Raw genomic sequence first — 12,300 nt, 5'->3', positions numbered from 1 at the left:
CCAATTACACTTGATAAACTTCATGCCCCCTAATTTCTACACCATGTGCAGCGAGACATTTTTCCCAGCCTTCACGGGTGCCAATTTCGCTTTTTTGCTGGAGTAGCCCTAGTTGCTGTTCTTGTTGGGTGAGTTTCGCAAATTCTTCGTAGAGTGGATAGTTTGGCGTGACAAAAGTTTCTTTACGGTGCAAAATTGGCGGATTGGTTCGGGTCTCGTAGTCGCGGTGAGTGATTCTGAGGGTTAGGAAGTCAATAATGATACTGGCTTTTAAGGCAGGGTGGGGGTCTGTGTCGAATTCTGGGTAAAAGAGATAGCAAATTTGCGGTTTATCAGTGCAAAATTTGATTAAAGTGGCACCATCTACACGCCCGATGGTACGGCTGGCGCAGCCTTCATAGATTCGCAGTAAAGCATCGAGTTCTGCAAGAGCAGAAACATGGACATATAATGCCCCACGGGTATGTTTACCTATTTTGCTTTTTTCGCAAGCTGTTTGCACTACCCTGGGTTGTCCTAAGCTAAACAGTTTTTGGTCGGCGACTCCACAAGCTTCTTCGTAACTGCCAAAAAAGGCTTTGATGTCATGACGAATTTCTAGGGCGAGTTTCTGCCATGAGGGGCGTTGTTCAAAGTGGGTGAGGGCGAGATAAACTTGGATATCCAGAGAACGACGATAGGCGATCGCATCCCATTCTGCTTCATCGGTAGCTTGTAATACTACACCAAAGGCACGACGGAAGTTACCAAATTCACTCAGTAGTTCCTGTTCGTTGCTCAATTCTCCTTTGACTGGTAATCTCCCGCGTTGGGTGAAAAAAGCCATCAATGGTGCCAGTAGTTCTTGGTAATCTTCAAAGCGCTTGCTGGGAATGCGAACTCTGGGCGTAGAAGTGCGAGAAAAGAAGCGGATGGCTTTGAAACTTTGTTTTTCGGCTTCATCGCGAAAGACAAAATAAACACCTAAAGCTACGGGTACAGCATCTACATTCAGTACCTCATCAATGTAACTTTTCAGTTCTTCTTGCTCGTAATATTTCTGAAAAGTATTGCGCCGGGTAACAATTCCATCACTGTAAGCTAATTGGGTTTTACTTGGGGCGTTAACTAAAACTTGTGCAGCGACAATTAAGACTTTGCGGGTGAGTTCCCAAGCTTTAATTAAGCTTTCCCGGCGTTCTTGAGTATCTTCAATAACATTGAGGACATAACCCAAATTCACAACATCGGCGGCGGTGATTTCATCCTCAGGATAATAATAAGGATCCCAGCCGCCACTGGTATAACCTAAATTTGCCACGCGCTGGACATCACCACCGTAGCCGCAACCGTAGTCAAAGAAAGTCGTTTCCTGATTGAGGATTGACCATTCTATAGCTAATCGTACCGGACGAGAGATATCAGTACGTGCGATCGCAGCTCTGTGACGCTCAATTTCTAACGCTTCAGGCATAATACAGTCAACAGTTAACAGTCAACAGTTAACTAATATCCTGTCAATCTTTTAGCGCTAGTTCCATTAAATCTTCAATTTTCTTGATATTTGGATCACCGGCTAAGTAACCAATTCCCCGATGTAAATGCAAGCGAAATTGAGTAGCGAGGGTTTCTTTATCGGTGGCGTAACCGTCATTGTGACACCTTTGCTTGAGCGCGAGGAGAAGGATCTCGGACATATCGCCACCAAAAACGCGCCAGGTTAATTCCACATTGCTATCTTGGGGGATGGGTACAGGGGAAGGTGGTGTGGGTTCTGCAAGAGAACGACAAAAAGCCCAACGACATAATATATTCCATTGGTCAATTTTTGTACTGCGGCGCAGTTTAAGTAATTGGTCTTTAGCTGTTTGAGAAAGTTTAAATCTTTCGATAGGTGATTCCATAAATTAAAACTAAAACTAAGACTCTATGATTATGCTTTCACATAATTAATGCTACTGACAACATATTAGAGTTTTTGTATAGTATTGGACTAAGTATATAAAATATTGTTAATCTAACAAGAGCAAAACATATTAAAAATAACTTCTTAGCCAAAAAGCAAAAATGCTCTGTAAATATTTTGAACCTTAGTTAAGCAAAGCTTAGTTCTGACTACGTTAACGAGCAATAACAGTCAGTGATAATACACCTCAGTTGATGATTCAGCTTGGTTAATCTCTTAGAGAGAGAAGAAAATTTTTTTGTATCTCTTTTGTTACCATATAGAATAAAGTTAAAGCCCAGATAAAAATCGTTCATTATAGCCAAAAAGTATACAAATAAACTCTTTTGTAAATATGTCACAATTTGTTTACATAGTTAGAAGTGGAGAAACTAACAGATATAAAATTGGGATGACTAAGAATATCTATCAAAGATTTAAAAAATTACAAGGAACAGATGCACCTTATTATATAAACTCAATCCATCATATAAAAGTAATTAATAGTAGAGTTATAGAAAAGTATTTACATAATAAGTATAAAAGCTATCAGGTAAAAGGTGAATGGTTTGAACTGAATGAAAATCTAGTAAAAAGTGTTGTAAAAGACATGGATTTTCAAGGAATTCTTCAACTAGCAGCAGAATTAAGCATTGAAGAGCTTCTTGAATTGCAAATGGAACTTATTAAATTATGCCACTCTAAAATAGCCCAAACGAGCGAAATACACTGTTAAAAGTAGTGATTAGCATAAAAAAACAAAAATTAGTCCTAATTAATCAACAATACTATCAGTAACAATTGAAAAAATTAGACGATTTATTTTTACATGATGCCACAGAGGCAATTTCTCTCTGTATATCTAAATCATTAGCCATTGCAGCTAGTTGTTGATTCATGGATTGCACATTAGCCAGTTGATGAGATAATTGTTTCTTTTCTTGCACTTTGCTTTCGATACGTTCTAGGAGCCATTCTAGTTCTTCTAATGACAGATTACTTAAGTCACGCTCTATTTCTTTTAGATATGGTGAGATCATAACTGCATATACCTTTGCCAAATGTTGTTAGATATATTGTAAATATCTGAGAGGAAATCAATTGCGATTACTTCTTCTGGTAATCAGCTCATCACTCGATTATTTAGAAGAAAAATATTACCAGAAATATTTATTGTTGATCACTGTGGTTTGACGAGTAGCAGAGTTGTAATCTAGGAGATATTCGTGAGCGATCGCTTCATTTTCTCTCAGTGTCTCAACTTCTTTTTTACCAATTTCTGTATCCGTAGAAAGCAAAATTACCTGGTGGCTGGCGGAGGGAAAGTACCGTTCTACAAGGTTACTGCGGTGGGATGAGTCGAGTCTGCCAAGGGGGGTGTCAATTGCTACTGGTAAGCGGCGACCGGAGACTCTAGCTAAACCCCAAAGAAATGCGATCGCTAGTAGTTGTTTTTCGCCAGCAGAAAGGCGATGTTTGGGGACGGGTTTACCGTTTAAGTCGTACAGCGACAGGCTGAAAGTGTTGGTGTCAATCGCGACGCGATGAACTAAATCAGATTTATGTAACAGATAGCGGAAACATTCTGTGACTTCAACTTCTAATTTGTTGAGTTTTCTCAGAGTTAATTTCTTGCGGAAAAGTTTGAGGGTTTCTTGGACTCTCACCGCAGATTCAATAATATGTCCTTTGTTTTGAAGTTTAAGACTTGTATCTGTGTAGTTTTCTAAGTCTTTTTTAGTATTTTCAATCTCCGTTGCTAATTCATCTAAGCGACGTTTGGTAATTTCCCAAGCAGCTTTAGCTTCTGCAACTTGCTGTTGTGCTTGTTGTAATTCATCAACTAATCTTTGATATTCTTCCGGTGAGGCTGCGGTTTGAATTTGTCTTTCTAAGGTGATAATCTCTTCTTCTTGAGAATTCAGCAGCGTAATTTTATCTTTCGCTTTGGTTTTGGCATATTCCAAGTGATGATGGATGACATTATCTAATTGATGTAGGGTTTCTGTGTCAGCTAATAGCCAAGGTTCAGCAATGGCGGCGTTATCTAAATCTTGATTTTCTTGGGAGATAAATTCTTTAATTTGAGTCACTGCTGCTTGTTCAATAGCTAATTGATTAATCAAATTGAGTAGCTTTTTATCTCTTTCAATTAATAAATCATGTGCCACTTTCGCTTGTTGAATGCGGAATTCCTCTTCACCTTGGTTATAAGCCTGATTTAATAGCGGTGTAATCAATCCTAGAGGTAAAAATTCGGCAGATAAATCACACAACGATTGGCGGATTTTTTCTGTTTCGGTGATTCTTTCTTGCTTTTTTTTCTCTAATTGGCTGCGTTCTCCGGCAATTTTGCCACCCTCAGAAATAAATTTATGTACAGCTTCCTGCTGTCTAGCTTCGGCGGCGGTTAAATTCTCTTGGAGAGATGTAATTGATTGGGATTCTTGATGATACGCCTCTTGTAATTCTTGCAACTTCTCTTCAATTTCTTCAATATTCGCTAAATCTTTAGTATCAGCCAGTTCCTTGCGTTTGCGATTGACTAAAATATCTAAATCTACCGCTAATCTATCGGCTAACTCTAAACCTAAAAGTCCGCTAATCGCATCTACTACAATTGGCGGTGGTATTTCTTGTTCTGCGAGTTCTTTAACTTGTTCGCCATCAAATAAAAATAAGTTAGATATTCCTACAGGTAGGAGATTTTCAATATATTCATCCCAAATATTTACTAAAGCTGTATCTAGCCATTCATGGGCATCTAAAATACCTAAATGGTCTTTACCATCTTTAGGATTTTTTTCCCAAGTACGGACAACGCGGTATTTTACTGGCTTGTCATTTTCGATATGTTCAAAAAGTAATTCAATGCGTGTCTTTTCTACTGGATCGGTTTTGCTATTAACGCATTGAGTGAGGAAATCGCTATAACTTAAATTACCACGAGTGGAACATTGAGCGCGATGCCCATAAAGTGCCAGGCGAATTGCGTCCATGAGGGTGGTTTTTCCGCCACCATTCATTCCACCTAACAGAATAATTGGGCGAGAATTTTCATGATTTCTGGGGTCAAGATTGATTACTTGTTTACCAGCGTAGGGGCCAAAGTTTTGTAATACGAGTTCGAGAAATATCATTTATAAGAATTAATGTAGGATTTAGGAAAATTACTCAGATAGAAAGATACAAGAGAAAAAGAACGGTAATTTTAGATAATTGTAGGTTGGGTTAAACGCAGTGAAACCCAACATTTTTACGTCTTTGTTGGGTTTTGTTCCTCAAACCAACCTACAGAGGTTAAGTTTTTTGATGTTAACTGAACGGTATTGAATTATAAAACAACGGGATGGACATTTATCATCAAAAATGTTGGGTACTCAATTCCAAAATGCGAGAAAATCTCCGTTACCAGAGTAAATATTAATTGATTTGGATGATTTATTACCAAAACAGTTGAGCTAGATTACAATCTCCATCAGCATAATCTCGTATTTATTGCCGAAAATATGGAGCCTGTGACACTCACTGCTGCGGGAATCGCCACCCTAGTGTTTACCAAAGCTTTTGAAACCACTATAGAGAAAGCAACAGAAAGTGTTCTGAAAAAATTGGAACAGCTTCGCCAGAAGATTTTGCAGAAATTCAAGGGTACGCCCAGGGTAGAAGCAGCTTTGGTAAAAGTACAGCAAGGCTCACAGGAAGATTTAAATGTGGTGGCTGCTTATTTGCAAGAGGCGATGAACAACGATCCCCAATTTGCGGAAGAGGTGAAAACCCTTGCCACAGAAATTCACCAAGAAATTAATATTGGGAAGGTGGAAGGCAAGAATGTGCAGAATGTTTACGGTGGCGAGGCTTTTCAGTCTAATGATGCTAAGGCTCCCACAATTCAAGGGGGTAGTGGTCACACTATTAATATTACCTATAATAATTCCCCTGATTGACTAAAGTCGCCTGAACGGGAACAGGTAAAGTCTCATCCCCAGGGTGAAATACCGCAAAATTTGCCCCTGAGTGGGGTAGTGGAATTTGTGGGACGTGGGGAAGAATTGCAAACACTCCAGCAGATGTTGCAGCAAAATCAACAAGTAGCCATTGCGGCTATTGCGGGGATGGGTGGAGTTGGCAAAACAGAACTGGCGTTGCAATATGCCATTGAGTACCGCGACAATTATCAAGGTGGAATTTGCTGGTTGTTGCCCAAATCTGGGGATATTGGGGTGCAAATTGTCCAGTTTGCGAGAACGCAGCTAGATTTAAACCCGCCAACAGATGTAGATTTACCCGCGCAAGTGCAATTTTGCTGGCGGCGTTGGCGTGAGGGTGATGTGCTGCTGGTGTTGGATGATGTTGCTGATTATCAGGAAGTTAAACCTTACTTTGTGTCGCTATCTTCTCGGTTCAAAATCCTGATTACTACTCGCCAGCAGTTGGGGCGCATAGAAACATTATCTTTAGATGTGCTGCAACCAGAGGCGGCGCTGGAATTATTAAAGTCAATTATTGGGGCAGAAAGGTTTGAGCGGGAAAATCAACGCCACCCCCAGGTAGCATTACAGTTATGTGAGTGGCTGGGATATTTGCCTTTGGGTTTGGAGTTGGTAGGGCGGTATCTGGCGCGGAAACCAGATTTATCTTTGGTAGAAATGCTGGAACGCTTGAAGAAACAGCGACTAGAACAACGCGCCCTTAAGAAAGCAGAAGCCGATATGACAGCACAACGGGGTGTGTTAGCAGCTTTTGAGTTGAGTTGGCAGGAATTAGAGGAAGATGATCAACAACTGGGCTGTTTATTGAGTGTATTTGCAGCCGCACCTATACCTTGGGTGTTGGTAGAACAGTGTTTACCAGAGGAAGATGGGGAAGATTTAGAAGAAATTAGGGATGATAAGTTGTTGAATTTGTATTTACTCCAGCGTAAAGGTGAGGGAATCTATCAACTACATCCCCTGTTGCGGGAGTTTTTTCAATATAAGCTGACAGGGTTAGATAAAGCAGAGGGATTTAAGCGAAGTTTTTGTGGAGTAATGGTAGCAGTTGCTAAAGATATTCCTGACACTCCCACACTTCAGCAAATTAAAGATGTCGCCCCCGCCATACCTCACTTGATAGAAGTAGCAGACAATCTCATTCAGTATGTCAGCAATGATAATATAGTCAACATTTTCACAAAGTTGGGTGAATTTTATGAGGATCAGGGATTATATGAGCAAGCAAAACCTTGGTACAAGCAGTGCCTAATCATTAGTCAAAAGCTCTTTGGTTCTAAGCATCTATACGTTGCTCAAAGCTTCAACAATCTAGCGGAACTCTACAAATTACAAGGACGCTACACAGATGCTGAACTCTTATTGTTACAGGCCGTGGAACTTACACAAGTCCTTTTTGGAGAGGAAGATTTATTCGTTGCCACTAGTCTCAACAATCTGGCTGAACTCTACAAATTACAAGGGCGTTACAAAGAAGCTGAACCCATATTTTTACAAGCTTTAAAACTAAGACAGCATCTGTTGGGAGAGGAAGATTCATTAGTCGCTACTAGTCTCAATAATCTAGCTGAACTCTACAAGTTGCAAGAACGCTATACAGAAGCTGAACCCCTACTTCTAAAAGCTGTGGCAGATTTTCAAAATCTACTGGGATATGAGCATCGATTAGTTGCTACTAGTCTCAACAATCTGGCAACGCTCTACTTTTTACAAAGACGTTATATCGAAGCTGAACCTTTGTTTTTGCAAGTTTTAAAATTAAGACAAATCCTGCTAGGAAAGGAACATCCTGAAGTTGCTCAAAGTCTCAACAATATAGCCGAACTTTACAAACTACAAGGGCGTGATACAGAAGCTGAAGTGTTATTTTTGCAGGCTTTGGAACTAGAACAACGCTTGCGAGGAAATGAACATCCTAATGTTGCTATTAGCTTTAGTAATCTAGCCTTTCTCTATATGTCACAGCATCGTTACACAGAAGCTGAACATCTATTAAAGCAAGCCTTATATATTTGTGAATGCAGTTTGGGGATAGGTCATCCCAAAACAATAATAGTTCGGAGCAATTACGCAATTTTTCTAAGGCAGGCATATCGTTAGTACTTATCTCGCTTTAGAGTAGTAATAAATTTATGGGTGCATACGAGAATGGAGAGATTAGCAGAGAGACTTAAGAGTTTTTTCTAAGACTAGTTGTGATGTGATCATGATATGCGCTATCTCAAATACCAACTTTCGTGTTCTGAACTCGAAGTTTCCTGTTTCAAGTGAGAATGTTCCTGTTTCAAACGAGAACGTTCTGGTTCCAAGTGAGAATGTTCCTGTTTCAAACGAGAACGTTCTGGTTCCAAATGAGAATGTTCCTGTTTCAAACGAGAATTTTTCTGTTCTGAGGTGGAATGATGGAGTTATGAAGGCGATCGCTCTGTTAAAATTCTCTGTTGTCTGGTGTGCGATCGCAATTCCGCAGATGACAGCAGTCTGATTTTACTGAATCAGTGCGATCGCTCTGTAAAAATTCTCCGTTGTCTGGTGTGCGATCGCAATTCCGCAGATGACAGCAGTCTGATTTTACTGAATCAGTGCGATCACTCTCTTAAAATTCTCCATTGTCTGGTGTGCGATCGCAAATCCGCAGATGACACTAACCTGATTTTATGGAATCAGTGCGATCGCTCTTGTAAAATTCTCCGTTGTCTGGTGTGCGATCGCAATTCCTCAGCCTATCTTGTAGAGACGCGATTCATCGCGTCTCCCACAGTTATTAATTATTTGCTGGAACTAGTTGCACATCTTCACAGGAACCACCTGTCAGGCTATAGTCATCCACTTGAACCCAGCTATCCTGACCTAAAGCCCAAAATCCTGTGAAAATATTGTACACAGTTTCATTGCCAGTTCTAAACGATAGTGTCATAGGTGTGTAGCGAGGTAAACTACCAAACTTGATTTCGGAAAAAACCTTCTGTTGAGCATCTCGCACTCCAAAATAACCATCTGTAACATTGCCTGATGTGCGGATATATGCTGTTAACTTATATTGAGTGTTGGGTTGGAGTCTGACGCGTTGACGAATACCATTCCATCCCGAAACATTCCGCATCCAGACATTATTTTTACCCCTATTGCTGTAGCCTAATCCAATATCAACGCCAACTCTACCTTCCCCAACCCAAGGACTGCTGATTCTTTGGCTAGCTTGTGCTTCAAAGTCTCCACCATTTAGGGGAGCAGCGCAAGAAGCTGGAGTTTTAGTAGAAGGGAAACTCAGGGAAATTACAGCAGTGATGAATACTGCTATTTTGCTGAGAGGTAACTGTTTACTAGTCATTTAACTTTATACCTTTACTTAAGATAATTCCGTAAACTGCTGAGTATATAATAGGTTCGCCCTTAGCAGCTTTATGCAAATTATCTATGTTGCAGGTAAGAAGTTATCGTCAGCCGAGATGATTGCGAAAATTATTTGCTGAGGGAGGAATTAGGGAAGAGAGAAGAAGGAAGAAAAGCTGAGGTAAGACAGAGTTTCCGGAAGCATCAAGAATTGGATGGTTTATCTTTTTGGACTTTTTTAATTAATGCCATATAGACATTAACTTCACTCACTTCTACATCATGTTCAACTCTAGTTACTTTCCATTGTTCCTTTTTGAGGTAAACTTCCTCTCCCACTCTGGGTATAAATTGTAAATCATAAAACTTTTTAATATACTCTTTTTCGTTTTCTTCCCATAAAATTACCTTGGCTACTTCTTTAGACATGGTTAATGTTTATCCTTTGTTGTTAGTAAGCTCCATATAGGAGTTTGATGACATCCACCTGGCAAGTTTATCTTACTAATTCCACATCAGAAGGTAGTTAAAACCACATTATTTACTAATATTCATTAGCCCGCGTATTATTGACTCTAAATCTAGAGTAGAGATACTCAATTTTTATATATAAATCATCATAAATTGAGGATGCATTAATAACGCATCCTAATTGGTCGTGGGAAGCAAATTTTTACTCATTTTACTAACTGGAACAATCATCCCTTTTTTTAAGTAATGAGGCGCTCTTTCGATAAATTTAAAGCCTAATCTCCTATAAAATCCTTCGGCGTAAAGGCTAGCCGTTGTAATTACCTTTTCTATACCTTGCTTGCTTGCTGTTTCGCAAAAATGATTAACTAAGGCTCTACCAACACCTTGCCCTTGGTGCTTAGGATGCACGTATAATGCTATCAGTTCATCAAAAATGTAACTAGTGAATCCCACAATTACATTTTTATCAACAGCAACCCAGCAATTTTTTAATTTCATACTCCTGAGAATATTAACACCGTCAGGTTGGTCGAGGTAGTTTCGCCAAGCTAACAGTTCTTCTTCAGAATATAAAGTTGCTGGTAGCGCTTTAATAGCAGCAATATGAATTGCACTCATACAGCAAGCATCTGTTTCGATAGCAGGACGAAGAAATTGGTCGTTAGCGCTCATGATTATTAATTCGTAACTCGTAATTACGTGAGTTAAGGGTGCTTGGAGGTGAGAAGTTCAACGCCAGCACAGATTGTAATTAATATTGAGATAGATGCGGAGTGGTTGGGGGTAGCTGTTACCTTACCAGTACAGAGAAGCAAGCTATAGGTAGTTTCTCTGATAAAAGAAGGATAGGACTTGCAGCAGGTTATTATCAATGCAGACTTAATGTGTTGAGATGGGAATAAAGATATAGGTTTGGTTATAAAACATTTAAAGCGCGATCGCAATCTGTAAAAAAGCTCACTTTTGAGCTTGATTGTGTATCTGCATCACCTGGATGTCAGTACAAAAGCAGTTTTTGGGGTTTATTACAAATAGATAAGTACTGCTACGTAGAATTGCAAAATATCAATATTTTGCGGCAAAGCTCAGTATATCTAGGAAAGTTTTATGCCCCTAATTAGCTTAAGATTGCTATAGATACTTTGCTGAATCTCCCCATTTTTAATAAGGGAAATCAAATGTCTAATTTTGAGCTAGTACTTAAGCTATTGTTACAACTAACAATAATTTTGGTGACTTGTCGCATCGTAACTATTATTGGCACACGATATCTCAAACAAACCGATGTTGTTTGTGAAATGATTGCGGGCGTTATGTTAGGGCCATCATTACTGGGTTTAATTACCCCAGATGTACAGCAATGGTTATTTCCTAAAGCACCAATCTTATTGGCGACGGGAGCTAAAATTCCCAATCCTTCGATGTCTATTCTCTTCGCTATCAGTCAGATTGGGTTAGTAATTTATATGTTTTTGATTGGCTTAGAATTTAATACTGATTTAATTAAGCAACGTCTTAAAAGTGCAGGTTTAGTCTCTGCTGCCGGGATAATTGCACCTTTTTGTTTAGGCGCGATCGCAGCTTTTTTCTTATACGGTAAAGGTGAACTTTTTAAAGCTGGTGTAACTCCTTGGGCTGCAGCTTTATATTTGGGTGCTTCTATGTCGATTACCGCATTTCCTATGTTAGCAAGAATGCTTTATGAACGAGGAATTGCGAAAACAACTTTTGGTACTTTAGCTTTAGCCGCAGGTTCCATAGATGACGCAACTGCATGGTGTTTACTCGCTATTGTATTAGCCAGTTTGAATGCTAATTCGAGTATTGCCGCTTTTGCGATAGGTGGTGGTATTGGCTATGTTTTATTAACAATTTTTGTGGGTAGACCTGCTTTAACTATTTTTACTCGCATCACAAATAAAGATAATGGAGTGACAATTCAAACATTAACTTTAGTACTCACAATTGTAATGTTTGGTGCTTGGTTTACCGATGCCATTGGTATCTATGCAGTCTTTGGTGCGTTTATTTTAGGCACAGCAATGCCGCGCGGTGAATTTGCCGAACAAATACGCGATCGCACAGAATTTTTGACAACGGGTTTTTTATTACCAATATTTTTTGTCTTCTCAGGATTGAATACACAAATAGGATTAGTAAATACACCGACTTTGTGGGCAATTACATTTTTGATTATTGCGATCGCAATTCTTGGTAAAGGTATTGCTTGTATGCTCGCCGCCAAATTCGCTGGCGAAAGTTGGCGAGAATCAGCAACAATTGGTGCGCTCATGAATGCTCGTGGTTTGATGGAGTTAATTATCCTCAATATAGGTTTGGAACAAGGAGTAATTACGCCAACTTTATTCACTATCATGGTTATTATGGCAATCGTAACGACATTAATGGCATCACCACTAGTTGCCTATTTGTTGCAAGGTACGAGGTATGAGAAATCTCTGGCTTAGGGGTTGGGGATTGGGGATTAGGGATTGGGGATTAGGGATTCTAAATTAATTTAGTGTTTTCAAAATAGGGATTGCAAGGGAAGAGAGAGAAGAAAGCAGAAGAGAAATG

General features: G+C 39.5%; 12 protein-coding genes. 4 read left to right on the top strand and 8 right to left on the bottom strand.

Annotation, left to right across the window (positions count from 1 at the left end):
- Window positions 1–4 precede the first annotated feature (4 nt).
- The gene (locus HG267_RS35115) at window positions 5–1,453 is read right to left on the bottom strand and encodes a DNA phosphorothioation-associated putative methyltransferase (RefSeq protein ID WP_045870685.1); all 1,449 of its coding nucleotides are present in this window, start codon (window positions 1,451–1,453) and stop codon (window positions 5–7) included.
- Between the two features lie 43 nt (window positions 1,454–1,496).
- Window positions 1,497–1,883, bottom strand: coding sequence for a DNA sulfur modification protein DndE (dndE, locus tag HG267_RS35110; protein ID WP_096621693.1), 387 nt, complete (start codon window positions 1,881–1,883; stop codon window positions 1,497–1,499).
- 396 nt (window positions 1,884–2,279) lie between these two features.
- Here dndE and HG267_RS35105 point away from each other — a divergent pair, with 396 nt between their 5' ends.
- On the top strand, window positions 2,280–2,660 hold the full coding sequence (locus HG267_RS35105) for a GIY-YIG nuclease family protein (RefSeq protein ID WP_045870683.1): 381 nt from the start codon (window positions 2,280–2,282) through the stop codon (window positions 2,658–2,660).
- Window positions 2,661–2,715: 55 nt separating this feature from the next.
- Here HG267_RS35105 and HG267_RS35100 read toward each other — a convergent pair whose 3' ends face one another.
- Together HG267_RS35100 and dndD are read right to left on the bottom strand one after the other, a co-directional pair.
- Window positions 2,716–2,964: a hypothetical protein gene (locus HG267_RS35100; RefSeq protein ID WP_045870682.1), complete on the bottom strand. Its 249-nt coding sequence runs from the start codon at window positions 2,962–2,964 to the stop codon at window positions 2,716–2,718.
- Window positions 2,965–3,081: 117 nt separating this feature from the next.
- Entirely contained in the window at window positions 3,082–5,064 is a 1,983-nt protein-coding gene (gene dndD, locus HG267_RS35095) for a DNA sulfur modification protein DndD (RefSeq protein WP_045870681.1), read from the bottom strand.
- 369 nt (window positions 5,065–5,433) lie between these two features.
- Between dndD and HG267_RS35090 the strand changes: the two genes are divergently transcribed.
- Window positions 5,434–5,871, top strand: coding sequence for a hypothetical protein (locus HG267_RS35090; RefSeq protein ID WP_045870680.1), 438 nt, complete (start codon window positions 5,434–5,436; stop codon window positions 5,869–5,871).
- Window positions 5,872–5,958: 87 nt separating this feature from the next.
- Complete coding sequence (locus tag HG267_RS35085; protein WP_255325218.1) at window positions 5,959–8,016, top strand: tetratricopeptide repeat protein; 2,058 nt, start codon at window positions 5,959–5,961, stop codon at window positions 8,014–8,016.
- 116 nt (window positions 8,017–8,132) lie between these two features.
- Here the strand turns inward: HG267_RS35085 and HG267_RS35080 are convergent, their stop codons facing one another.
- The 4 genes from HG267_RS35080 to HG267_RS35065 form a co-directional block, all read right to left on the bottom strand.
- Window positions 8,133–8,288: a hypothetical protein gene (locus HG267_RS35080; RefSeq protein ID WP_155539258.1), complete on the bottom strand. Its 156-nt coding sequence runs from the start codon at window positions 8,286–8,288 to the stop codon at window positions 8,133–8,135.
- 392 nt (window positions 8,289–8,680) lie between these two features.
- Window positions 8,681–9,247 (bottom strand): hypothetical protein, encoded by a 567-nt coding sequence (locus HG267_RS35075; RefSeq protein WP_045870678.1) that lies wholly within the window; start codon window positions 9,245–9,247, stop codon window positions 8,681–8,683.
- Window positions 9,248–9,453: 206 nt separating this feature from the next.
- Entirely contained in the window at window positions 9,454–9,678 is a 225-nt protein-coding gene (locus tag HG267_RS35070) for a hypothetical protein (RefSeq protein ID WP_045870677.1), read from the bottom strand.
- Window positions 9,679–9,897: 219 nt separating this feature from the next.
- Window positions 9,898–10,395, bottom strand: coding sequence for a GNAT family N-acetyltransferase (locus HG267_RS35065; RefSeq protein ID WP_045870676.1), 498 nt, complete (start codon window positions 10,393–10,395; stop codon window positions 9,898–9,900).
- Window positions 10,396–10,901: 506 nt separating this feature from the next.
- On the opposite strand from HG267_RS35065, the gene HG267_RS35060 reads away from it, so the two are divergent.
- Window positions 10,902–12,191: a cation:proton antiporter gene (locus HG267_RS35060; RefSeq protein WP_045870675.1), complete on the top strand. Its 1,290-nt coding sequence runs from the start codon at window positions 10,902–10,904 to the stop codon at window positions 12,189–12,191.
- The last annotated feature ends 109 nt before the right edge of the window (window positions 12,192–12,300 follow it).

The sequence above is a fragment of the Tolypothrix sp. PCC 7601 genome (genome assembly GCF_025677855.1).
Taxonomy (GTDB): Bacteria; Cyanobacteriota; Cyanobacteriia; order Cyanobacteriales; family Nostocaceae; genus Aulosira; species Aulosira diplosiphon.
The sequence above is the reverse complement of the archived record's forward strand: the minus strand, read 5'-3'. Positions and strand labels throughout refer to the sequence as shown.

Bases quoted from the DNA above. Each gene is read 5' to 3' on its own strand.
- HG267_RS35070 (WP_045870677.1), bottom strand. From the start codon at position 9,678: ATGTCTAAAGAAGTAGCCAAGGTAATTTTATGGGAAGAAAACGAAAAA.
- dndE (WP_096621693.1), bottom strand. From the start codon at position 1,883: ATGGAATCACCTATCGAAAGATTTAAACTTTCTCAAACAGCTAAAGAC.
- HG267_RS35115 (WP_045870685.1), bottom strand. From the start codon at position 1,453: ATGCCTGAAGCGTTAGAAATTGAGCGTCACAGAGCTGCGATCGCACGT.
- HG267_RS35100 (WP_045870682.1), bottom strand. From the start codon at position 2,964: ATGATCTCACCATATCTAAAAGAAATAGAGCGTGACTTAAGTAATCTG.
- HG267_RS35060 (WP_045870675.1), top strand. From the start codon at position 10,902: ATGTCTAATTTTGAGCTAGTACTTAAGCTATTGTTACAACTAACAATA.
- HG267_RS35075 (WP_045870678.1), bottom strand. From the start codon at position 9,247: ATGACTAGTAAACAGTTACCTCTCAGCAAAATAGCAGTATTCATCACT.
- HG267_RS35105 (WP_045870683.1), top strand. From the start codon at position 2,280: ATGTCACAATTTGTTTACATAGTTAGAAGTGGAGAAACTAACAGATAT.
- HG267_RS35065 (WP_045870676.1), bottom strand. From the start codon at position 10,395: ATGAGCGCTAACGACCAATTTCTTCGTCCTGCTATCGAAACAGATGCT.
- dndD (WP_045870681.1), bottom strand. From the start codon at position 5,064: ATGATATTTCTCGAACTCGTATTACAAAACTTTGGCCCCTACGCTGGT.
- HG267_RS35090 (WP_045870680.1), top strand. From the start codon at position 5,434: ATGGAGCCTGTGACACTCACTGCTGCGGGAATCGCCACCCTAGTGTTT.